This is a genomic window from Desulfoscipio gibsoniae DSM 7213 (genome assembly GCF_000233715.2).
Taxonomy (GTDB): Bacteria; Bacillota; Desulfotomaculia; order Desulfotomaculales; family Desulfallaceae; genus Sporotomaculum; species Sporotomaculum gibsoniae.
Map to the genome: position 1 here is coordinate 2,776,043 of NC_021184.1, position 21,542 is coordinate 2,797,584.

The 21,542-nt window shown below is 47.2% G+C and carries 25 protein-coding genes; 4 read left to right on the forward strand and 21 right to left on the reverse strand.

Going from position 1 to position 21,542, the window contains the following annotated elements:
• Window positions 1-3: 3 nt before the first annotated feature.
• The 10 genes from nuoH to spoIIP all read right to left on the reverse strand — a co-directional run bounded on the left by nuoH (window position 4) and on the right by spoIIP (window position 7,990).
• Window positions 4-1,050, reverse strand: coding sequence for an NADH-quinone oxidoreductase subunit NuoH (gene nuoH / locus DESGI_RS13060; RefSeq protein WP_006521867.1), 1,047 nt, complete (start codon window positions 1,048-1,050; stop codon window positions 4-6).
• 28 nt (window positions 1,051-1,078) lie between these two features.
• Window positions 1,079-2,182, reverse strand: coding sequence for an NADH-quinone oxidoreductase subunit D (locus DESGI_RS13065; RefSeq protein WP_006521868.1), 1,104 nt, complete (start codon window positions 2,180-2,182; stop codon window positions 1,079-1,081).
• 3 nt (window positions 2,183-2,185) lie between these two features.
• Entirely contained in the window at window positions 2,186-2,632 is a 447-nt protein-coding gene (locus DESGI_RS13070; RefSeq protein WP_006521869.1) for an NADH-quinone oxidoreductase subunit C, read from the reverse strand.
• 1 nt (window position 2,633) lies between these two features.
• Window positions 2,634-3,224 (reverse strand): NADH-quinone oxidoreductase subunit B, encoded by a 591-nt coding sequence (locus DESGI_RS13075; protein WP_006521870.1) that lies wholly within the window; start codon window positions 3,222-3,224, stop codon window positions 2,634-2,636.
• Entirely contained in the window at window positions 3,215-3,568 is a 354-nt protein-coding gene (locus DESGI_RS13080) for an NADH-quinone oxidoreductase subunit A (protein WP_006521871.1), read from the reverse strand. Before DESGI_RS13080 ends, DESGI_RS13075 begins: the two co-directional genes overlap by 10 nt.
• Window positions 3,569-3,797: 229 nt before the next feature.
• Window positions 3,798-4,589: a ribonuclease HII gene (rnhB, locus tag DESGI_RS13085; RefSeq protein ID WP_006521872.1), complete on the reverse strand. Its 792-nt coding sequence runs from the start codon at window positions 4,587-4,589 to the stop codon at window positions 3,798-3,800.
• Between the two features lie 95 nt (window positions 4,590-4,684).
• A complete protein-coding gene (gene ylqF, locus DESGI_RS13090) occupies window positions 4,685-5,533 on the reverse strand; it encodes a ribosome biogenesis GTPase YlqF (protein WP_006521873.1) in 849 nt (282 codons plus the stop codon).
• A gap of 240 nt (window positions 5,534-5,773) precedes the next feature.
• Window positions 5,774-6,325 (reverse strand): signal peptidase I, encoded by a 552-nt coding sequence (gene lepB, locus DESGI_RS13095; protein ID WP_006521874.1) that lies wholly within the window; start codon window positions 6,323-6,325, stop codon window positions 5,774-5,776.
• A gap of 92 nt (window positions 6,326-6,417) precedes the next feature.
• Window positions 6,418-6,762 (reverse strand): 50S ribosomal protein L19, encoded by a 345-nt coding sequence (gene rplS / locus DESGI_RS13100; RefSeq protein WP_006521875.1) that lies wholly within the window; start codon window positions 6,760-6,762, stop codon window positions 6,418-6,420.
• A 133-nt stretch (window positions 6,763-6,895) separates the two neighbouring features.
• A complete protein-coding gene (gene spoIIP, locus DESGI_RS13105) occupies window positions 6,896-7,990 on the reverse strand; it encodes a stage II sporulation protein P (protein ID WP_006521876.1) in 1,095 nt (364 codons plus the stop codon).
• Between the two features lie 222 nt (window positions 7,991-8,212).
• Between spoIIP and DESGI_RS13110 the strand changes: the two genes are divergently transcribed.
• Entirely contained in the window at window positions 8,213-8,557 is a 345-nt protein-coding gene (locus DESGI_RS13110) for a LysM peptidoglycan-binding domain-containing protein (protein ID WP_006521877.1), read from the forward strand.
• Between the two features lie 29 nt (window positions 8,558-8,586).
• Here the strand turns inward: DESGI_RS13110 and trmD are convergent, their stop codons facing one another.
• From trmD to ylxM, 6 genes are all read right to left on the reverse strand, one after another.
• Window positions 8,587-9,342 carry a tRNA (guanosine(37)-N1)-methyltransferase TrmD gene (gene trmD, locus DESGI_RS13115; RefSeq protein ID WP_006521878.1) on the reverse strand — a complete coding sequence of 252 codons (756 nt, stop codon included), beginning with the start codon at window positions 9,340-9,342 and terminating at the stop codon, window positions 8,587-8,589.
• Window positions 9,339-9,866 (reverse strand): ribosome maturation factor RimM, encoded by a 528-nt coding sequence (gene rimM / locus DESGI_RS13120; RefSeq protein WP_245561097.1) that lies wholly within the window; start codon window positions 9,864-9,866, stop codon window positions 9,339-9,341. Before rimM ends, trmD begins: the two co-directional genes overlap by 4 nt.
• A 216-nt stretch (window positions 9,867-10,082) precedes the next feature.
• The gene (locus DESGI_RS13125; RefSeq protein WP_006521880.1) at window positions 10,083-10,310 is read right to left on the reverse strand and encodes a KH domain-containing protein; all 228 of its coding nucleotides are present in this window, start codon (window positions 10,308-10,310) and stop codon (window positions 10,083-10,085) included.
• Window positions 10,311-10,339: 29 nt separating this feature from the next.
• Entirely contained in the window at window positions 10,340-10,609 is a 270-nt protein-coding gene (rpsP, locus tag DESGI_RS13130; protein WP_006521881.1) for a 30S ribosomal protein S16, read from the reverse strand.
• A 37-nt stretch (window positions 10,610-10,646) separates the two neighbouring features.
• The gene (gene ffh / locus DESGI_RS13135) at window positions 10,647-12,011 is read right to left on the reverse strand and encodes a signal recognition particle protein (protein ID WP_006521882.1); all 1,365 of its coding nucleotides are present in this window, start codon (window positions 12,009-12,011) and stop codon (window positions 10,647-10,649) included.
• Between the two features lie 4 nt (window positions 12,012-12,015).
• Window positions 12,016-12,363, reverse strand: coding sequence for a YlxM family DNA-binding protein (gene ylxM / locus DESGI_RS13140; protein WP_006521883.1), 348 nt, complete (start codon window positions 12,361-12,363; stop codon window positions 12,016-12,018).
• A 314-nt stretch (window positions 12,364-12,677) separates the two neighbouring features.
• On the opposite strand from ylxM, the gene DESGI_RS13145 reads away from it, so the two are divergent.
• Window positions 12,678-14,093 (forward strand): aspartate aminotransferase family protein, encoded by a 1,416-nt coding sequence (locus DESGI_RS13145; RefSeq protein WP_006521884.1) that lies wholly within the window; start codon window positions 12,678-12,680, stop codon window positions 14,091-14,093.
• A 118-nt stretch (window positions 14,094-14,211) separates the two neighbouring features.
• A complete protein-coding gene (locus tag DESGI_RS13150; protein ID WP_006521885.1) occupies window positions 14,212-14,469 on the forward strand; it encodes an FmdB family zinc ribbon protein in 258 nt (85 codons plus the stop codon).
• Window positions 14,470-14,596: 127 nt separating this feature from the next.
• On the opposite strand, the gene hepT is transcribed toward DESGI_RS13150, so the two are convergent.
• Together hepT and mntA are read right to left on the reverse strand one after the other, a co-directional pair.
• Complete coding sequence (gene hepT / locus DESGI_RS13155; protein WP_006521886.1) at window positions 14,597-15,019, reverse strand: type VII toxin-antitoxin system HepT family RNase toxin; 423 nt, start codon at window positions 15,017-15,019, stop codon at window positions 14,597-14,599.
• Window positions 15,012-15,434: a type VII toxin-antitoxin system MntA family adenylyltransferase antitoxin gene (mntA, locus tag DESGI_RS23115; protein ID WP_006521887.1), complete on the reverse strand. Its 423-nt coding sequence runs from the start codon at window positions 15,432-15,434 to the stop codon at window positions 15,012-15,014. Before mntA ends, hepT begins: the two co-directional genes overlap by 8 nt.
• A gap of 248 nt (window positions 15,435-15,682) precedes the next feature.
• Between mntA and cooS the strand changes: the two genes are divergently transcribed.
• A complete protein-coding gene (cooS, locus tag DESGI_RS13165) occupies window positions 15,683-17,596 on the forward strand; it encodes an anaerobic carbon-monoxide dehydrogenase catalytic subunit (RefSeq protein ID WP_006521888.1) in 1,914 nt (637 codons plus the stop codon).
• 352 nt (window positions 17,597-17,948) lie between these two features.
• Here the strand turns inward: cooS and DESGI_RS13170 are convergent, their stop codons facing one another.
• The 3 genes from DESGI_RS13170 to DESGI_RS13180 all read right to left on the reverse strand — a co-directional run bounded on the left by DESGI_RS13170 (window position 17,949) and on the right by DESGI_RS13180 (window position 21,412).
• Window positions 17,949-19,274 carry an amidohydrolase gene (locus tag DESGI_RS13170; RefSeq protein ID WP_006521889.1) on the reverse strand — a complete coding sequence of 442 codons (1,326 nt, stop codon included), beginning with the start codon at window positions 19,272-19,274 and terminating at the stop codon, window positions 17,949-17,951.
• A 57-nt stretch (window positions 19,275-19,331) separates the two neighbouring features.
• Window positions 19,332-20,009 carry a class II aldolase/adducin family protein gene (locus DESGI_RS13175; protein ID WP_006521890.1) on the reverse strand — a complete coding sequence of 226 codons (678 nt, stop codon included), beginning with the start codon at window positions 20,007-20,009 and terminating at the stop codon, window positions 19,332-19,334.
• A 149-nt stretch (window positions 20,010-20,158) separates the two neighbouring features.
• Entirely contained in the window at window positions 20,159-21,412 is a 1,254-nt protein-coding gene (locus DESGI_RS13180; RefSeq protein WP_006521891.1) for an adenosylhomocysteinase, read from the reverse strand.
• Window positions 21,413-21,542: the final 130 nt, after the last annotated feature.

Sequence of the window (21,542 nt, forward strand, 5' to 3'; positions counted from 1 at the left end):
CCATCACCACCCTATCGCCCGGTAAATGTACATCCCTGCACCAGTTATAAAGACATTGGCCAGGGAAAGGGGCAGCAGCACCTTCCAGCCAAACCCCATGAGCTGGTCTACCCTGAAACGGGGGTAAGTCCAGCGAATCTGCATCATCAGGAACATCATGACATACATCTTGAGGAATAACCACAACCAGGATGGAATAAAGTCCCAGCCAAAGGGCGCTTGCCAACCACCAAGGAACAAAATTGCGGTCATGAAACAAATCACTACCATATTGGCGTATTCAGCCAGGTAAAACATAGCAAAAGCCATACCGCTGTACTCAGTGCTAAACCCTTGGACCAGCTCGGACTCACCTTCGACTAGGTCAAACGGGGTACGGTTGCATTCCGCCAAACCACATATAAAGTAAATTATAAAGGCAATCGGCTGGGTAAAGATAAACCAGGTGTGTTCCTGAGCTTCAATAATCTCGGATAGATTCAAGGTCCCCGTAAGCATGACTACGCCCAGGAGAACTATTACCATAGGCAATTCGTAACTAACCATCTGGGCTACCGAACGCATACCGCCGATCAATGAATATTTATTGTTGGAGGCCCAGCCGGACAGCCAAAAAAGTATCACATCCAATGAAGTAATAGCGATAAGATACAGTAAACCGATATTCATATCAATGGCCGCCATGTTTTTACCGAAGGGTATCACTGCCAACACCATCAACGTAGGCACGAAAATCAAAGTCGAAGCAAGTAAAAAACATACTTTATCCGCTTCTTTGTTGATAAAGATCTCCTTTGCCATCAACTTGCCGATAGTAGCCGTGGTTTGCAAAAGTCCCTTAGGGCCGGTTCGGTTGGGGCCGAGACGGGCTTGCATGAAGGCGGCAATCTTTCGCTCCATGTACACCAGCCACAGAGCACTGAGTAAGATAAACAAGAGGATACCAACAAGCTTGACCAACATTACGATGGCCTCATTTATTTCCAGGGGTAGGCCACCGAGAGAAGATCGTAGCCCTTCGGCTATGCCTACAAATAAATTTTCGAACATACTCTTCTCCCCTATGTTCCCATATTTGTTAACAATCCACTTCACCAAGTATAATGTCCAGACTACCTAAAATTGCTATAACATCAGCTAACAGAACACCGCGCAGCAATTCATCGAGATAACCCAGATTAATAAAGGACCCTCTGCGTACGTGAATACGATACGGCTTGGCGCTGCCATCGCTGACCACATAGTAGCCAATGATGCCCTTTGAACTCTCAATTTCCTCGTAAGCCTCTCCTTTAGGTGGCTTAAGCACTTTGGGCACTTTGCCGATAACCGGGCCATCGACTTCTTTAATTTGTGCTACGGCCTGTTTAAGAATCCTCACTATCTGACGCATCTCCTGGAGCCGGCAGTAAAACCGGTCATAGCAGTCGCCGTTAGTGCCCAGCGGCACATCAAAATCAATCCGGTCATAAACACTGTAAGGCTTGGCCTTGCGCAGGTCATAGTTTACACCGCTGCCCCTTAAATTCGGCCCACTTAGGCTGTAACTGATGGCCGTTTCCGGCTTAATCACCCCCACCTGCATGGTCCGAGCTTGGAATATCTCGTTACCGGCGATTAAACCGTCATACTCGTCAATATAAGCCGGCATTTTATCCATGAATTTATCCACTTTGTCCAACCAGCCCTCGGGCGCATCAGCCGCCACACCGCCAATGCGGGCATAGCTTAAGGTCATCCGGGAACCGGTCAATTCCTCCAGCAGGTCCATGGTTGTTTCGCGTTCCCGTAAGGCAAGCTCGAACCCTGTAACACCACCGGTATCCATCGAGTAGGTGCCGATGGCAATCAAGTGACTGGCCAGGCGGGAAAGCTCACCGCAAATAACCCGCATGTATTCGGCCCTTTCCGGCACCTCTATACCCATCAGCTTTTCCACAGCCATCACATAGCCCCAGTTCTGGAGCATGGCCGCCAGGTAATCCAACCGGTCGGTATAAGGAATGAACTGGGTATAGGTACGTGCTTCCGCGAGTTTTTCAACACCACGATGCAGGTAACCCGGAATAGGCTCGGCTTTGACTACTCTTTCGCCATCAAGGGTCAGGAGAATCCGAAAGACACCGTGCGTACTGGGGTGCTGTGGGCCAAGGTTTAAATTATATTCTTGCGTTTTAAGCATGAGTTACTCCCTGCCACCTTTCCATTGGAAATCCTTGCGCAGCGGGTGTCCTTCATAATCATAATCCAGCAAAATGCGCTTCGGGTTGGGATGGCCGGTAAATACAACACCCATCAGGTCATATATTTCCCGCTCCTGCCAGTTCGCCCCACCCCAGACAGAAAATACCGAAGGTAATTCCGGATTGTCCCTATCTACGGAGGTCTTTACCATTATGGTAATTCCATTTTCTATGGAACTGACATTATACACCACTTCGAATTTATTTTCCTCGGGATAATCCGCCGCCGTCTCGTTGGTCAAAAAGTCCATACCATAGTCATCTTTTAAGGCCTGCATAAATTCCAGCAGTTTATCCGCGGGAATGATGACGGTCGACTGCTCGTTTACTTCCACATAGTCAAACTTTTTACCAAGCTCATCAACCAGCGTAGTTGCATCCTCTATCATCTCAACCCGTCACCACCTTGCCTTTATATTTCTCCAGGAACTTCCTATTATCAAGAATTTTAGCCTGCAGCATAAGATATCCTTCTATCACCGCGTCTGGCCTGGGCGGGCAACCGGGCACATAAACATCCACCGGGATCAGTTTATTGACTCCGGGCACCACATGGTAGGAATCCACAAAGGGCCCGCCGGATATGGCGCAACCGCCAAGGGCCATGCACCACTTGGGCTCAGTCATCTGTTCCCATAAGCGCACTATAAAATTCGCCGCTTTGGTGGTTACGGTACCGCAAACAACCATCACATCGGCCTGGCGGGCGGTACCGCGGTTAACCTCCCAACCAAAACGGGACAAGTCATAACGAGGGTCCTGGGTCGCCATTAGACCCTCAATGGCACAGCAAGCTAAACCAAAACCCAGCGGCCAAATAGAGTAACCGCGGGCTAGATTCAATACTTTATCCACCGTGGTTAGATGAATTAACCTGCTCAGTTCGGGCGGCTCCTTGTAATCCGGGTTATCCCCGAAATATTCCGCCGGCCAAATGTCTTTTTGGGCTGTTTTTATTTGTTTCCCATTATCTACTGCCATTCCAACGCACCTTCCTTCCAGGCGTACCACAAGCCAACGATTAATATAAAGACGAATATGATCATTTCAATAAATGCAAACAATCCCAGGCTCTGGAATTTAACCGCCCAGGCATACAGATAAATAGTTTCCACATCAAATATGACAAAAAGCAATGCGTAAAGAAAGTAGTTGGTTTTAAACTGCACCCATGTGGATCCCTGGGTCGGCATACCGCATTCATATACTTCCAGCTTTAACGGAGTAACCCGTTTCGGTGAAAGAAGATATCCGGTTGCAATACCCCCTGCGCCAAAAATAATTCCTACTACTAGAAATATAAATACTCCCGCCCAGTCTGACATTTTTTTCCCCCCTTTCTTGATAATTTTTAACTAACAAAAAAAGTAATTGATGATAAAACCGGGGAGTAAAAGAAATTATAATTGTGAATTCCGTAACTCCCTGGCGCACAATTATATTTTAAACATATAGCAAGCATGCATTTCAGATTTTTCATAATGTGTCGCATACCTGACGGAAATGTTTTGATGCATTGGTTAATATTTTTACAATAATACATCAATTGATAACTTAACTTAGATCATTAACTAACTGTTTAACAGGAGCAAAACTACGCCTGTGCACAGGACACGGGCCAAATACCGACAGTGCTGCCAAATGGGCGGCGGTACCGTAACCTTTGTGGGAATCAAAGCCATATTCCGGATATAACAAATGATAAATTTGCATCAACCTATCCCTGGTTACTTTAGCCACTACAGATGCTGCAGCAATAGAGGGGCACAGCCCGTCACCACCCACTATCGCTTTTTGATCAATATTGGTATCAGGCAGGGTAAATCGCCCATCAATCAGTACAAGTTCAGGTCTCATGTCTAAGCTATTAAGTGCCCGCAGCATGGCCAGCATAGTGGCATGATGTATATTGTATAAATCGATCTCGTTAACGGTGGAAATACCTACCGACCAAGCTAGCGCAGTCTTTTTAATAACCGTATCAAGTTTGGCACGCCTGACAGGAGCTATTTTTTTGGAATCATCCAAGTCCTCAAGCAAAAACACCTCAGGTAGTATTACAGCTGCCGCCACCACCGGTCCGGCCAGCGGACCCCGACCCGCCTCATCCACACCGGCCACAATGCCGCATCCTGGCTTTTTTAAAGAACGCTCGTACACTTTCATTCTTTCCAGGCGTCTAAAATTATCATTTTGCTTTTGCCGGGCGATGATATAGTGCCTGTACAGCGATTGCACGGCAGAACGTTTATCAAGCGCCATAGCCTGCAGCAAATCATCAGTAGGACCGCCGTTTCGACCGGCCAGCTCTTTAATTTGGGCTACGGTTAAAGAAAGTATATCCACATTATTTCTCCGACATAAAAGCTAAGCTTATATTTTTTTTCGCTATTGAGCTTAAAATCCCTGCCCTTAATAAAATATTTTTATTGTTTTTTTACTTACTGCAAAGGTAATTCAAGGCTATACTTCCCCAAGCTGCCCTCACGAAACTCCTTGATGATAAATACAGCTGTTTTATACTCGTCAATCCTTCCTCCGGAAAGATAAAAGCCCCTGTAGACACCGATTTTTTCGATAACCTCCCAGACATTTTCCGGCAAATCCCTCAGCTTATAGCGTTTGGCCAGCGCATCGGGGGCGTTATCCAGCAACCACTGCACCAGCTTTGTGCATATTTCCTCTGGATTATATATCTGCTCTTTAATAGCCCCGGTAACCGCCAGTTTATAAGCCGTTTCAGGATCTTCAAATTTGGGCCAGAGTATACCCGGCGTATCCAGCAGCTCCAATTTTCCACCTAACTTAATCCACTGTTCACCTCTTGTTACTCCCGGACGATTGCCTGTGCGGGCCGCCTTTTTGCCGGCCAGCCTATTAATCAGCATGGACTTGCCCACATTGGGCACACCCACCACCATACAACGTGCCAACCGGGCAAGTCTTCCCCTGGCCATATATTTCTTTATTGCCGGCTGGGCCAACCGCTCGGTTAGAGCAACCATTTTTTTTACGCCCGCCCCGTGGTGCGCATCCACAGCCACCGCCGGTAAGCCCTTACTGGTAAAATAATCCAGCCAAACCGCGGTGATTTCCGGATCAGCAAGATCCGACTTATTAAGTACCACAAGTCTGGGTTTATCCTTTAAAATAGCGTTGATATCGGGATTTCTACTGCTGGCCGGTATGCGAGCATCCAGCAATTCAATAACCACATCAACCATCTGCAGATTCTGCTGTACCTGCCTGCGGGCTTTGGCCATATGCCCCGGGTACCATTGGATATCCATTTTTTCACTGATCCTTTTTAATACCTAGCTTATTCGTACCGGCAGCACTTATGCATGGTGCCGGGTGTTGAAAGATTAAAAAGTTGAAAGGTTGCAAAATTACAGTATTATTAATAGAATCTCCGGTTAATGATCAGATTATCAATAGTATCACTATTTGCTGATCATTTTGGCCATAGATACTATTTATAGCAACTGGAGGCTATGAAACTACAATATAACGCACTCGCTAACATGCCTTTATAACAACCTTATGCGATCCAAAGGCCAGTAAATCAATACCGCTTTGCCAATAATATTTTCTTCCGGCAATGCTTCCCAGACCCTGCTGTCATCACTGTTATTACGATTATCCCCCATCATGAAATAACTATCTTGCGGCACTTCAACCGGCCCGAAATCTGCAAATGAAAGACCCTCTGGCAGGTAATCCTCCTGCACTGGCCGGCCATTGATATATAACTGGCTATTGCGTATAGCCAGACTCTCACCGCCGGTGCCGATGGTTCGTTTCACAAAGTCCCTGCTGGGGTCTAGGGGGTACTTGAATACCATGATATCGCCCCGTTTTGGTTCACTAAAATGGTAGTTAAATTTACTGACAATAATTCTATCACCCACCTGCAGGCTGGGAACCATGGATTCGGAAGGGATATAAAAAGGCTGGAATATAAACATCCTAATTACAACGGCCAGCAAAACCGCTATGGCTACCGACTCAAAGATCTCCATTATTGCCAACTTACCCTTATCTCTTTTTTTCGCCAGTTGATCCCGACCTGGATTTTCCATCTCTATCCCCTCAATTAATTTCATCATCAATCTAATTAAATCTAATTTATTTCATTTAAAAAGGGACTGTCTTATCAGCAGTCCCTGTAGCCCTAGCGGCGAATTTCCTTGATACGAGCAGCTTTGCCGCGCAATTTGCGCAGGTAGTATAGTCTGGCTCTGCGGACACGTCCTCGCTTAGTAACTTCTATTTTATCAATACGTGGTGAATGCAGAGGGAACGTTCTCTCTACACCAACTCCGTAAGATACACGGCGCACTGTGAACGTTTCACCAAGCCCACCACCACGGCGTCTGATCACCACACCCTCAAACACCTGGATCCGTTCCCGGTTGCCTTCCACTACTTTAACGTGCACCTTAACAGTATCACCAGGGCGAAAATCAGGAATATTATCTTTAAATTGGTCCTGCTCAATAGCCTTAATTAAATCCATGCTGTAACCTCCTTCCCCCCAGATGTTCATATCCCGTCATTATTCGGGACAGCGGACCACCGTAATAAACAAGGAAAATTATATCACAAACCTTTTCATGGTGCAACAGCCCATAAAATGCTATACTTCCGTCTTACTTTTTAAGCCTGTTCAACATACCCATCTTATTTAATATATACTCCTTAATTTTATTTTTCGGGTTGTTAATAAACACAAATATTATTCCTATCATTAGAACCACTGCCGTAATTAATAGAGCTGTTTTCCAACCCTGATGACCGGCTTTTGGTAATTCAGTTTGTGTTGGCTGGGGGGGTGGCGTTAAGCCAAGCATTTCCGGGACGGCATTAGCTAAAAGGGCAACACCGTTTTCCGCCTCCGGCTTTTGATTGGTATACGTACCGGCTTCAATCAGCAGTGCCGTAGAAATCAAATCCTGGTTATAGTTGCCCCGTGCCATGTATATTTCCTTAACCAATTCGGGATTTTTTTTATTTACATAAGCCATTAATCGCTTGGCAAAGTCAAGATTGGCAGACATTTTTGGATTCTGCCTGCCCACCACCAGACGAATTTGGGTGACATCCTGGTTTGATACAATACGACGATAGAAATCAGGATCGTCTATACCGTCCCGATGCACATCAAAAATAGCTACCGGGTTTTGCTTCAACAACTTGAGGGCTGTCCGCCGGGACCGGTAATAAGCATTGGCATCATGGGGATCGTGGGGTGTTTTATTGTAAAGCACTTTTATTTTTTGGTCCTTAAGTGCATCAGTAAAATTTTCCCCCACTTGAAAAATACCCCCTTTGAAAGGAATGGAAGCTGCCCCGTCGGTAGGTAAATATGATTCATCCGAATGAGTATGATAAATGCCCACTGGACGCTCGCGCCACTCTTGATTCGAAATAACCGCCACATCTTTGGTTTTAGCATAATAATCCATATAAGAAAGCAGGTTTTTATCTTTTCCCATCAGGTTGACCCGGGCTGTATTACCATCCACACTGACCACCCGGTAATGGAATCCCTTTGCATTGATTATTTCATCGCCCCTGGCGGGCTCACGTGATGTAAGGGTCACAATACTGCCATGCTGGTCAATATATTCATAACACACTCCGGCCACATGGTCGGCCTGTTCCCCGGCTGGTGACGACATGGGGTATACAGCAATAGCAAAACAAATGCTGATTATTACTAATACTGCACGCAGCGCTATCATGACCATTGCCTCCATTATAAAACATAGTAGTTTTATAATGGCCTTATCTAATAAAAACTAGACATGGTAAATAAATCGTTTAAGCTCAATAGCAATCTTTACAAAGTATATTCATAAACTATATAAAAGCTTGGCAGCTGATTTTAATAAGGAGAGATTCAATTCATGTTCATATTAATATCCCCGGCAAAGGTAACACAAGCTGGGAAGGTGAGGTAAGCCATGCCCGATTCAACCAATCAAAAACCATGTCCTTCCGGTCGTTTTTGGATAGTTCAGCCGGGAGATACCTTTTATTTAATGGCATCATTTGCAGGCACCACAACTGCCGAATTGGAGCGTCTAAATCCCGACAGTGACCCCGCAAACCTACAAATTGGCCAACAAATTTGCCTCCCCCCGGAGAGAATTTGTCCCTCGGGCGTATTTTGGGTGGTAAATCAAGGTGACACCCTGTACACCATCGCCCTGGCAACCGGAACCACCATTGAAGATCTGCTGGAGCTCAATCCATACATCGACCCGTTAAAACTTTTACCAGGACAAACTATCTGCCTGCCAAAGTAAATCAATTGGTGCCGGGTGTTGTTAAATGCTTACCTTTTTATAATCCCCTGAATATGTTCCATAATCTCACGAAGAATACCCCTGTCTTCACTATTGAGCACTTCTTCACGCAGCAGGTCGGGGCGTCGCTCCAATGTTTTAAGCAAGGCCTGGCGGCGACGCCAAAGCCTTATTCTTTCGTGATGACCGCTCATCAAAATCTCGGGTACGGATAATTCCCCGTAGACACAAGGGCGGGTGTACTGCGGGTATTCCAGTAACCCCTGGTAAAAGGAATCCTCTTCAGCAGAGGCCTTTTCGCCAAGAACGCCGGGAATCATCCGGGAGACAGCGTCCACCACCACCATGGCCGGCAGCTCACCACCGGTGAGCACGTAATCACCTATGGACAACTCGTCCGTTACAGCCAGCTCACGCACTCTCTCATCAACGCCTTCGTAGTGTCCGCAAATTATCACCAGGTGTTCCTCCCGGGCCAAATCCCGGGCCCAGTACTGGTCAAAAGTTAAACCCGTGGGGCACATCAATACCACCCTGGCAGGCATACCGCCCCTTTTGTTACGCACATACTCCAGCGCCCGCATAATGGGCGGGGTCTGCATCACCATACCGGCACCGCCACCGTAAGGGGTATCGTCCACGGTATTATGCTTATTTCCTGAAAAATCCCGGATATCTGTAAAGCATATTTCCAACAGCCCCCTGTCCCTGGCCCGCTTAATAATGCTGCTGTCAAAGGGGCCGGAGAACATTTCCGGAAATAATGTAAGCACATCTATTTTCATGATAGCTCTTCCAACCCTTCCAGCAAACAAACAATCATTTTCTTGTGCACCATATCGACATTACGTACCACTTTTTTCAACGCCGGCAGCAGCAGTGGACGTTTCACCACACCTTCAACGATAAACACATCATTCGCACCGGTTTGCAACACGTCTCGCACTTGCCCCAGAAAACGCCCATCCTCAGTAAACACTTCCATGCCCACTATATCAAAGATATAAAACGAATCCTCGGGCAGCGGCATCAACTCATCCCTGGGGATCAGCAAATGAGCCCCCTTAAGGGTTTCTGCAGTATTCATATCCTCGATACCCATAAACTTAATGATAATAAACTTTTTATGTTGATAGGTTTTTTCAACGTTCATTAAATCGGTTTTACCATTATGACCAACATGAACCTTATTCATAGTGGAAAACCGCTGGGGGAAATCCGTTAACGGTATAACCCTGACCTCGCCCCGGTGTCCCTGGGTATTAACTATTTTACCAATGGTTATATATTGATCTTCTACACCCGGCAAATACATCACCCCAAAAATAAAACAAGTTATCACCATTATGTCATAAATAGGTACAAAACAACCATCATCTTAAGAGACATACGTATGTAATGCTATGTATCATATTATTATCCAATTATTATCCAAGTTCTGACTAATCTACAGCGCTATCGGGTTTTCATATGATACATAACACGAAAGAGGGCAGTTGCCCCCTTTGTTTGTTGCCTTATAAAATTATATAATCTCTACGGTGACCTTTTTGTGTTCTTTTGTGGCTGCCGCCTTAACAACGGCCCGAATGGCCCTGGCAATACGACCTTGTTTACCGATAACCTTACCCATATCATCCTGGGCAACCCGCAATTCAATTACACAAGATTTTTCTTTTTCGATCAGATCAACGGTCACCATATCAGGATGGTCGACGAGGGCCTTGGCCAAAGTTTCCACCAGCTCCTTCATCGGATAAACCTCCTCAAATTACTGGTCATTTACTGGCCTTCGCCACCGGCAACGTTTTTATTGATACCAACCTTATTAAACAGCGCTTTAGTAGTATCCGTAAGTTGTGCACCCTTACGCAACCACTCCGCCGCTTTGGCTTCGTTGATATTAATTACGGCCGGGGTCTTTAGCGGGTCGTAATAGCCAATTTCTTCTATAAAACGACCGTCCCGGGGAGAGCGGGAATCAGCCACCACTATCCGATAAAACGGCTTTTTCTTGGCCCCCATTCTCTTAAGCCTGATCTTCACTGCCACTGTGCTCACCTCCTTTAGCTGGTGTAGATATATTTGATCATTGAAATGGTGATCGGTTTTTCCCAAAACCGAGCAAACCTTTCTTTCCTTTCTTTGCACTCTTCTCCATTTCCATCAACTGGCGCATCATCTTTCTAGTCTGCTCAAACTGTTTAAGCAAGCGGTTAACTTCCTGCACGCTGGTACCACTGCCCCTGGCAATGCGCCTGCGCCGGCTTCCGTTGATCTCTTGGGGATGCTGTCTCTCCCAGGGGGTCATGGAATTAATGATGGCCTCCACAAAAACCAGATCTTTATCATCCACTTCCAAATCCTTGAGTTTCTTCACCCCGCCCAGGCCGGGGATCATGCCCAGGATTTGGTCGATGGGACCCATTTTTTTAACCTGGTTTAACTGTTGGACAAAATCATCCAGGGTAAATTCCATGCTCCGGATGCGTTTGTTAAGCTTTTCCACCTGTTCTTGATCAAAGTTGGCCTGGGCTTTTTCTATCAAAGTAAGCATATCACCCATGCCTAAAATACGGTCGGCCATCCGGTCAGGGTGGAAATCTTCCAAGGCATCCAATTTTTCACCCATACCAACAAACTTAATGGGGCATCCGGTAACCGCCTTAACCGAAAGGGCCGCCCCACCCCGGGTATCCCCGTCCAGTTTAGTGAGTACCACCCCGGTTAAAGATAAACGCTCGTTAAATGTTTTAGCCACGTTAACGGCATCCTGGCCGGTCATTGAGTCAACCACCAGTAATATTTCATTGGGTCCGACGGTTTCCACAATGTTATGCAATTCAGTCATTAGTTCCTCATCAATGTGCAGCCGGCCGGCGGTGTCTATGATTACCAGGTCATTGCCCTCCCGGCGGGCCTTTTCCACAGCTGCACGGGCAATGTCCGGCGGAGCCACGCTGTCACCCATATTAAATACAGGCACATCCAATTGCCCACCCAGTACCTGCAGCTGCTTGATAGCAGCCGGGCGGTAGATGTCACAGGCCACAAGCAAAGGCCGACGCCCCTGGCGGCGCATGTGATTGGCCAGTTTGGCAGTAGTGGTGGTTTTACCGGCCCCGTGCAATCCCACCATCATCACCACCGTGGGTGGTGACGGGGCCAGCTCTATTTTGCTCCGGGTGCCTCCCATCAGTGAAGTCAATTCATCATGCACAATTTTAATAACCTGTTGGGCGGGAGTAAGACTTTGCAAAACGTCTATGCCCACAGCCCTTTCCCTGATCCGGGCGATAAAATCCTTGACCACCAAAAAGTTAACATCAGCGCCGATAAGGGCCCGGCGTACTTCCTTTAGCGCCTGGTCGACGTCCTCTTCGGTGAGCCGCCCCTTGCCCCGTAATTTTTTGAAGGTCTCCTGGAGTTTCTCAGCTAAACCGGAAAAAACCATATTTTTACCCCCTGTCCATCTCCAGCAATTCCTGCAATATCCCCCTGGCCCGGGCCAGCTGTTGGGACGAAGGTTCCCGAGGATCTTCCAGCAACCGGGCAACCTCGGCCAGTTTATTGCGCTGCATTAAAAATTTATCGATCAATCCCAGTTTATTTTCGTAATTAGCCAGTATATTTTCCGCTCTTTTAAGTGTATCATGCACCGCCTGTCGGCTAACCCCGTAGTTTTCAGCAATTTCCCCCAGGGAATAATCATTTTCGTAATACAACTCTATGAACTTTTGCTGTCTTTCAGTCAACAGTGGTCCGTAAAAATCGTATAGCAAAGTCATCATGATAACCTTATCCATAAGCACAAATAACCTTTCTATATAAAGTAAAATTACTTTACAGCTAAATTTTACTTAATTTAAGTAGCGTTGTCAAGCAACTCCTTTTAGCCCCACTTTTATTTACAGCACTAACACAATATCAAAGCAATTCCTATCAAACTTAAGCCAAACCTGGTCGAGTGGCACCTAAAATTATAAGTAATTTCTTTATAAAGCCAAGCAAAAGGCCTGCAAGAATGCCAATTCCAAAGCCACTCAAATTGACACTCCCTAATTAACATGATACATTATTATTGTGCACAAAATTTTGCACAAACCAGGGAGGTATTATCTTGGGGATTAATGAACATGCATCCATAGTGTCGCCCGAATTGATTATTTCCGTAACTAAAGCCCAATCCCTGCAAAGGGAAGAGGTCAGAACATTACATAAGCATTACGGCAATGCCAGTCTGGTTAATTTGATGGGTATGCTGAACTTTGACCGGCAGTTCGTCCGGGCTCAAGGAACCCGGCTATGGGACAGCGACGGCAATGATTACCTCGATTTTCTGGGCGGTTATGGCTCACTTAACCTGGGGCACAATCACCCGCAGATTATCGCAGCTTTGGAGCAGGTCAAAGAAATGCCTAATTTACTGCAAGCCAGCGTGCCTACGATAGCAGCGGCGCTGCTGCATAACTTAGCTGTAATCACCCCGGGCAAGTTAAAAAAATCATTTTTAGGCAACAGCGGTGCCGAGGCGATAGAAGGAGCGTTAAAATTGGCTCGGGCCGCCACAGGGAAAAAAGGGTTTATTTTTTGCCAAAACTCTTTTCACGGCAAATCCTTCGGTGCCCTGTCCGTGACGGGACGGGATAAATACCGCAAACCTTTCGAGCCACTATTGAGTGAATGCATTGAAGTGCCGTTCGGTGACATTAACGCGCTTCGCCGTACATTAAAGGAACACCAGGCCGCGGCTTTCATAGTAGAACCCATCCAGGGCGAAGGCGGCGTAATTACACCACCCCCGGGCTACCTGCCCGAAGCTGCACAGGCTTGCCGGGAAGCCGGGACTTTATTCATCGCCGATGAAATTCAGACCGGTTTTGGCCGCACCGGGGCCATGTTTGCCTGCCAGCATGAAAACGTGGAGCCGGATATTATGTGCTTGGCTAAATCACTGGGGGGAGGAATTATGCCTATAGGAGCATTCATTACTACTGAAGACATCTGGCATAAAGCTTACGGCAACGTGGAAAAAGCCACTTTGCATACCTCAACCTTCGGAGGCAATACCTGGGCTGCTACCGCCGGTGTAGCGACTATAGAGGTACTGGTTAAAGAAAACCTTTCGGAAGCAGCCGGGGAAAACGGCCGCTATTTCATGACAGGACTGAAAAATTTACAAAAAAGATACCCCCTACTACAAGAGGTGCGGGGGAGAGGACTTTTGATCGGCATTGAGCTGGCTCAACCAGGCAATCTGGCTAACAAGGCCACAATGGGTGTAGTCTCTAAGCTTTCCAATGAATACCTGGGTAGTATGGTGGCCGGTGAGCTTCTTAATAAACACCGTATCGTGACTGCGTATACATTAAATAACCCCAATGTAATCAGGCTGGAACCACCCTTAATTGTCAACAAAGAAGAAATTGATTATGTACTAAACGCCCTGGAAGACGTACTTAAACGAAACAAAGGCTTTTTCAGTTTCGCGGCCACCAGCGCCAAAACAGTACTGAAAACCATAAGGAAAAAGTAGCAGGTCTTATTGTTTTAAGTTAATATTATGCTCCTAATCTAAAAGGATTATATTCATTTGCAACGAATAAGTAATGTTTGGATTTAGAATATATCTTAAAAAGAAAGGGGGAAAGGGTATGCCGATATATGAATATAAATGTGGTTGTGGCAAAGTGTTTGAAGTATTACAAATACCCGGCAGGGATAACGACCAAATCAAATGTCCTGAATGTGGAAGTGAAATACTATCCAAGGTAATATCCAAACCTTTTCTGCCTAATGCTGTAGGCGCACCCGCAGATTTAAGTACGAAAGCCACCACCTGCTGCGGCAACAAGCCGGAAAACACCGGTTGCACGCCGGGAGGGTGCTGTGGGGGCGGAACCAAAGAGTAACAATTAAACATTATATCACGGTCAAGTAAAGCACAACGCAATACAACCCAATCCTTTTCAGCGGTATACCAACGACAAAAGCTTTGGCCGGTTTAACGGTCAAAGCTTTTACCAACAATGGTTCTTTTCATTGCTTTGTCAAATATTTTGTTATATACTGGCAAAACAGCTCAAAATCACTCAATTTCGTCTGCAATATATCATAAAGCTCCGGTACAGTAACCTTGTTATACTCATGCATCAAACGGTTCCGGTAACCAGCCATTCCTGTAATCTCATGACAAAAATCTGCCGGTAATATATCCTTTTCACTTAACATGGCAATAACGGACCGGTAATCATGAGGTATACCCGCCCCGGATTTAACTGCTATATGACGACCTAAATCAAATAACGCTTCCAGTGCTTTACGCAACCTGTTTTCAGCAATATCCTGGGCATCCTCATTACCCTGAAAATCTTCCAAAGACATGCCTGTCAATGCCTTTAATCGTAAAACCGAAGAACGTATTAATTCCAGTCTTTCAGTTATCAACTGCTGATTAAACAAACAAATTTCCCTCCATTATCTCTTCATAATATTCCCGGCGGGCAATTTCCAAATGATATTTAAAGTCAAGATACTCCCTGGTAATATTATCTTCAAAATCGGTGCGCCGGTCAGCATCCGCACAGTAAATCACTTTTCCCGTACTAATGATTTCAAAGCACAGGGGCAACCCCACCGAATGCATAAACAAAAGATCCACTTCCAAAGGAGCAAAGACTTTTAATAATGCCGGGTAAAGTGCAACATATAAATCTACGTTACTTTGAGGCGGACTGTTAAAAAGCAATGCCAAATCAACATCCCTCGGTTCGAGAACCTTTTCGTCCAATGATGAACCAAAAAGATAAACAGCCACTATTTGCTTATACTGTCCTATAATATCCGCTAGTTTTTGCATGTCGAATTTTAACCTCACGTTATCCACCTGTACTTAAACATTTTAGTAATAATAATTAATTATATCTGTATTATGATACTTTGCATATACAATTTATTGTAAACATCATAACCTAACACGGCACCATTGAAGATAAGTACTTGTTTGTTAGTTTTTATGATAACGGACACCACCTGTTACATATAGCTTATTCCCTTTGGCGAAGTATGCATAAAATACCTCTCAATTTAAAAAAATAAATTAAACTTTGCAAATGGAGGTATCTTATGCCAAGGGAAGCAGTACACCGGGTAGATGGTCGCATCAGCGTCCATGATTCAGTGCAAGAAATGTATGAACGCATACACAATGATGGCCTCAGTAACGTATTTGACCGCTATGATCCCCAATCCAAAATTCGCTGCGGGTTTTGCGTGGAAGGTGTAAGCTGCCAGCTTTGCACCGGCGGACCGTGCCGCATCTCCGACAAGGCGGGGGCCACGCACGGCACTTGTGGCATAGACCGCAACGCCATGGCCATGCGGGACATGTTACTTCGCAATATGATGGGCACATCCACTTATACGCATCATGCCTACAACGCCTTTCGCACGTTAAAATCCACGGCGGAGGGTAAAACGCCTTACCAAATTACCGACACCAACAAGCTTTACTGGATGTGTGACAAGCTGGGTATTGATAAAAGCGGCAGCCTGGAACAAACCGCCATCCGCCTGGCGGACTTTTTAATGTATCAGCTCAGCAGTGGATACGATGAACCACCGAAAATGGTAGAGGTTTTTGCCCCTGAGCCTCGGAAAAAACTGTGGAGGGAATTGGCTATTTACCCGGCCGGGGTAATGCATGAGATAAAGGATTCCGCGGCCAGCTGCCTGACCAACGTGGACGGTGATTTCGTTTCCATGGCCAAAAAGGCACTGAGACTGGGGATTGCCACCATTTACGGTTCACAAATCGGGCTGGAAATGGTGCAGGATATTTTATTCGGTACGCCATCACCCCACGAGGTACAAGTGGACTTGGGGATTATGGAACCTGATTATGTCAATATAGTCTTTAATGGTCATGAACCATGGATTGGTGTGGCCTGTATTTTAGCCGCCAAGGACCCGGCCAATCAGGAAAAGGCCCGTCAGGCCGGGGCAAAGGGCATCAAGGTAACGGGGTCAATCGAGTGCGGCCAGGAAGTGCTGCAGCGATTTGCCATGGATGAAGTTTTTAACGGACTAACCGGTAACTGGATGGCCATTGAGCCGCTGCTAGCCACCGGGACCGTCGACATATTCGCCATGGATGAAAACTGCTCCCCCCCGTACATTGCACCTTACGCTGAAAAGTACCAGATTACCATGGTATCAGTAAACGATCTGGTACGTATACCGGGAGTGGAAAAGAATTTTGACTATAAACCACCTGAAGCCGCCAATACAGCCCGCCAGCTTATTGACTGGGGTATAGAAAACTATAAAAAGCGCAAGGAACGTAATATCACAGCCAAAGTACCCAACAAAGTGCAAAAGGCCATAGCCGGTTTTTCCACCGAGGCTGTGCTAAACGCTCTGGGCGGCAAATTGGACCCGCTGCTGGACGTAATCAAAGCCGGTAAAATCAAAGGTGTGACAGCACTGGTGAACTGCACCACCCCGGCCACCGGCCTTCATGACTATATGACCGTGAACGTAGCCAAGGAGCTAATTAAGCGGGATATACTGGTGATCAGCGGCGGTTGCGGCAACCACGCCCTGGAAGTGGCCGGTTTATGTAACACTGACGCTGTAGCCATGGCCGGTAGCGGGCTGCAGGAAATTTGTAAAGCACTGGGCATCCCCCCCGTGCTGAGCTTCGGCACCTGCACGGACACCGGGCGCATGTCCATGCTGGTAACGGAAATCGCCAATGCCCTGGGTGTGGACACCTCCGATTTGCCGGTGGCGGTTACCGCACCCCAGTACCTGGAACAAAAGGCCACAATCGATGCAATTTTTGCACTGGCTTTCGGGCTATATACCCACCTGGCTCCCACCCCCCCCGTAACGGGAGGTCCGGAGCTTGTAAAACTATTGACCGAAGATTTGGAAGGCTTAACCGGCGGCAAAGTAGCCCTGGCTGACACACCGGCAAGCGCCGCGGACGGTATTGAGGCACATATTATGAAAAAGAGGGCCGGACTGGGTATTTAACCCACGTTTCACCCCCTTACGTTGCTGCCACACCCTACGCTGGTGCCAGGTGTTGAAAGTTGAAAACAACTAAAGAGGAACTGAAAAAAGTATTCGGGTAGTGGCCCAATAAGTCAACTTAAATCAAAAAACACATTTGAAAAAATTAATGCCCTTACGGGCATCAACCAAGAAAAGCAGGAGATTTAATATCCCCTGCTTTTTCAAATGTTCCCTTAACTAAATGAAGCTATCAAGCAATATGTCTTCAACATTTCTTCTTCCATCAATTATTGTGAGCACACCATACGGGCGTTACATAAATTGCACCGCGGTTTATTAACGAACTTATCCTTTGAATTACCCATTATCTTTATTGTTGCTTTTTCGCAATATTGCTTCTCTGCACCAATAACTCAGCGCAGCGTTGGGCCTCAGCCATGATCACATCCTCGTCCAGCGTTAATACACGGCGGTTTTCCATAACCACCCGGCCGTTAATTATCACCGTGTGCACATCCGCCGATGCTGCTGCGTAAACAATCTGGGCATAAATATCAAATAGCGGGTACAGGTGAGGCTTATGCATATCCATTAAAATTATGTCGGCTTTAAGACCGTTCACCAGCCGTCCAATTTGATCCTGCATACCCAGGGCCCGGGCCCCACCTGCGGTGGCCATATATAAAGCTTGATACGCGGGTAATGCGCTGGCGTCGCCGGTATGCAGCTTTTGCAGCAAGGCCGTGGCCCGGACTTCCTCCAGCATATCCACATTATTATTGCTGGATGCGCCGTCGGTACCCAGACCTACCACCGCTCCCGCTTCCAGCAAGCGGGTAACCGGTGCCACTCCGCTGGCCAACTTCATATTGCTCTGGGGATTGTGGGCTATACCTACCCGGTGCCGTGCTAAAGTAGCTATATCATTATCGTTCAGATGCACACAATGAGCTGCCAGCACAGGCAGTTCAAAAAGTCCTGTCTCCTCCATTAAAGCTATGGGAGTTTGACCATACTTTTCATTAATTTCATTTATTTCATCGTTGGTCTCAGCTAAATGGATGTGTATGGCTACATCCAGCTCCTTCGCCGCGGCGATCACTTTTTTCAGAAATTCCGGCGGGCATGTATAGGGGGCATGGGGGCCAAACATACAAGCAACCCGCCCGCCGGCACCGCCGTACCACTGTTTAATAAACTCTATGCTTTCCGCCAGTGCCTTTTCTCCCGCGGAACCAAAACCAACCATACCCCGGCTGAGCACAGCCCGCATGCCCGACTCATCCGCGGCCTGGGCCACCCGGCCCATGTCAACATACATATCTGCAAAAGTGGTAGTTCCACCACGGATCATTTCAGCGCAGCAAAGCAGCGTACCCTTATAGATATCCTCCTGGGTCAGCAGCGCCTCAAGGGGCCAAATCTTTTCATTCAACCACTGCATTAAAGGCAGGTCATCAGCATAGCCACGAAACAGCGTCATAGCAGCATGGGTATGACAGTTGACAAAGCCGGGCAGAGCCACCATCCGGGGATAATCCAGTACCCGTTCCGGTGAAAAATCACCCGGTGTGGATCCGCTGGGACCCACGTGATAAATAACATCATCCCGTACCGCAATTTCACCATTGTGGATTATATCGCCCTCGCCATCCATGGTTAAAACGGCCATACATTTGATCAGTAAATCCGCCATTAAAAAACCTCCTTAATGGGGTCAGGCCTAAACTTGCTTAAACTTTCTTAAACTAACTCAAACCTTGCGCTCTATTGTTTCATCCTGCTGCCCGTAGCTGGTCAAGAAGGACTCCCTCAGTACAGCAACATCTCCGGGTGGTATTACTGCAACATGCCCGATTAATTTTGCAAAAGTGTATACTTGAGCAGCCTTTTCCACCACCTGACAAACTTGATACGCTTCCTCCACCGTGCGTCCCAGCCCTACCAGGCCATGATTAGCCAGCAGCACGGCATTGCCCTGCCCCAGAGCAGCCACTGCCGCATCGGCCAGGTCAGCGGTACCCGCACGGGCATACCGGGTCACCGGCACCGCACCACCCACCAATTGCACTTGATCCTCCAAAATAGGCGGTAGATTTTTACCTGCTACTGCCAGAGCACTGGCATAAATACTGTGGGTGTGCACAATAGCACCTGCATGTGCATAAGCGCTGTATATAGCTCTATGCAGCATTAACTCTGTGGAGGGTTTTCGCTCCCCCTCGATCACGCGCCCCTTGCCGTCAACAACCACTAAATCAATCTTATCCATCACGTCGTAAGGTATACCGCTGGGGGTTATCACAAACAGACCTTCGCCGGGCACACGGGCTGATATATTGCCCCAGGTGCCCGTCACTAAACCGGCACTGGCCATGCGGAAGCCTATTTTTAACACCTGTTCCTTGATCTTTTCTAATGTAACAGACATAATTAAACCCCCTTTATGCCCAATATAGTTTTTGCCATGACATTAAACCGTTGGCCCAAACTCCCTGTTGCTGTTCATTGATAATAATAACAATTGCTTACTTGGATCTACTACATTAGGTACTACTTGTCGTTAGCAATTCCGCTCTGCTACTCGCACCGCCATTCATTAACATAACTGAATTGCTCGCTGGTAAGACGATCTATTTGTATACCCAGTGATTTTAACTTCAATTCGGCTACCCGGTTGTCTAATTCAGGCAAAACATTATATACCTTCTTGTCCAATTCACGTCCATGCCGCAGGAGGTACAGCGCTGAAAGGGCCTGCAAAGCAAAGGACATATCCATAATTTCCGCAGGGTGACCATCCCCGGCCGCCAGGTTCACAAGCCTGCCCTCGGCCAGCAAGTACAGGCGACGCCCGTCCGGCAGCTTAAATTCCTCAATGTTTTGGCGCACGGTACGGCGGGAAACCGAAGCCCGCTCGAGTTCCGGAATATTGATTTCCACATCGAAATGGCCGGCATTGGCCAGAATAGCGCCGTCCTTCATACGCCGGAAATGCCCGGTACGCAGCAGGTCCCGGCACCCTGTAACGGTGATAAAAATGTCCCCTTCAGAAGCAGCCTGCTTGCTGTGCATCACCCGGTAGCCATCCATATATGCTTCGATGGCTTTCACCGGATCAGTTTCGCAAATAATCACATTGGCACCCAAACCTTTGGCCCGCATGGCCACGCCTTTGCCGCACCAGCCGTAGCCCATAACCACCACGGTTTTGCCCGCGGTCACCAGATTGGTAGTGCGCAATACGCCGGCCCAAGCCGACTCGCCAGTACCGTAGCGGTTGTCAAACAAATGCTTGCACCGGGCATCGTTAACTGAGATCATGGGAAACAACAGTTGACCGGCCCGCTCCAATGCCCGCAAGCGCAACACCCCGGTGGTGGTTTCCTCGGCACCTCCCAGCACCTCTGAGGCCTGATCCCGCAAGTCGGTGTGCAGCAGGTGCACCAAATCTCCCCCATCATCTATCACCACCTGGGGATGATTGCCCAGCACCAGGCGCAGGTGTTCATCATATTCCTGGTTGGTGGCGTCGTACCAGGCATAAACCTTGATACCGGCATGGGCCAGCGCAGCGGCAACATCGTCCTGGGTGGACAGGGGATTTGAGCCGGTTATGGATACTTCGGCTCCCCCTGCGCTGAGCACTTCGGCCAGGTAAGCTGTTTTGGCCTCGAGATGAATGCTCATGGCTATCCGGACACCTTGGAAAGGGCGATCCCTTTCAAATTCTTCCCGGATAACATTAAGTACAGGCATATGTGCCCGTACCCAATCTATTTTCAGTCGACCCTGTTCATGCAAATTAATGTCCCTAATTACGTAGTCCGACAAAAGATCAGCTCCTTAGATATTTGTCCGATTTTATCAATATATGAATGTAGCTCTAATTCCAGTTGTTTTGAATAAAAACGCTGGTAGGTTAAATATATTAAACTATTTCAAGGATTTAAACTACACATGC

Excerpts from the sequence above, each read along its gene's own strand:
- DESGI_RS13125 (WP_006521880.1), bottom strand. The coding sequence starts at position 10,310 with ATGAAGGAGCTGGTGGAAACTTTGGCCAAGGCCCTCGTCGACCATCCT.
- ffh (WP_006521882.1), bottom strand. The coding sequence starts at position 12,011 with ATGGTTTTTTCCGGTTTAGCTGAGAAACTCCAGGAGACCTTCAAAAAA.
- rplS (WP_006521875.1), bottom strand. The coding sequence starts at position 6,762 with ATGGATTTAATTAAGGCTATTGAGCAGGACCAATTTAAAGATAATATT.
- nuoH (WP_006521867.1), bottom strand. The coding sequence starts at position 1,050 with ATGTTCGAAAATTTATTTGTAGGCATAGCCGAAGGGCTACGATCTTCT.
- ylxM (WP_006521883.1), bottom strand. The coding sequence starts at position 12,363 with ATGGATAAGGTTATCATGATGACTTTGCTATACGATTTTTACGGACCA.
- DESGI_RS13070 (WP_006521869.1), bottom strand. The coding sequence starts at position 2,632 with ATGATAGAGGATGCAACTACGCTGGTTGATGAGCTTGGTAAAAAGTTT.
- spoIIP (WP_006521876.1), bottom strand. The coding sequence starts at position 7,990 with ATGATAGCGCTGCGTGCAGTATTAGTAATAATCAGCATTTGTTTTGCT.
- DESGI_RS13175 (WP_006521890.1), bottom strand. The coding sequence starts at position 20,009 with ATGTCTGTTACATTAGAAAAGATCAAGGAACAGGTGTTAAAAATAGGC.
- DESGI_RS13065 (WP_006521868.1), bottom strand. The coding sequence starts at position 2,182 with ATGCTTAAAACGCAAGAATATAATTTAAACCTTGGCCCACAGCACCCC.
- DESGI_RS13170 (WP_006521889.1), bottom strand. The coding sequence starts at position 19,274 with ATGGCGGATTTACTGATCAAATGTATGGCCGTTTTAACCATGGATGGC.
- trmD (WP_006521878.1), bottom strand. The coding sequence starts at position 9,342 with ATGAAAATAGATGTGCTTACATTATTTCCGGAAATGTTCTCCGGCCCC.
- cooS (WP_006521888.1), top strand. The coding sequence starts at position 15,683 with ATGCCAAGGGAAGCAGTACACCGGGTAGATGGTCGCATCAGCGTCCAT.
- ylqF (WP_006521873.1), bottom strand. The coding sequence starts at position 5,533 with ATGGATATCCAATGGTACCCGGGGCATATGGCCAAAGCCCGCAGGCAG.
- DESGI_RS13080 (WP_006521871.1), bottom strand. The coding sequence starts at position 3,568 with ATGTCAGACTGGGCGGGAGTATTTATATTTCTAGTAGTAGGAATTATT.
- DESGI_RS13150 (WP_006521885.1), top strand. The coding sequence starts at position 14,212 with ATGCCGATATATGAATATAAATGTGGTTGTGGCAAAGTGTTTGAAGTA.
- DESGI_RS13075 (WP_006521870.1), bottom strand. The coding sequence starts at position 3,224 with ATGGCAGTAGATAATGGGAAACAAATAAAAACAGCCCAAAAAGACATT.
- DESGI_RS13110 (WP_006521877.1), top strand. The coding sequence starts at position 8,213 with ATGCCCGATTCAACCAATCAAAAACCATGTCCTTCCGGTCGTTTTTGG.
- lepB (WP_006521874.1), bottom strand. The coding sequence starts at position 6,325 with ATGGAAAATCCAGGTCGGGATCAACTGGCGAAAAAAAGAGATAAGGGT.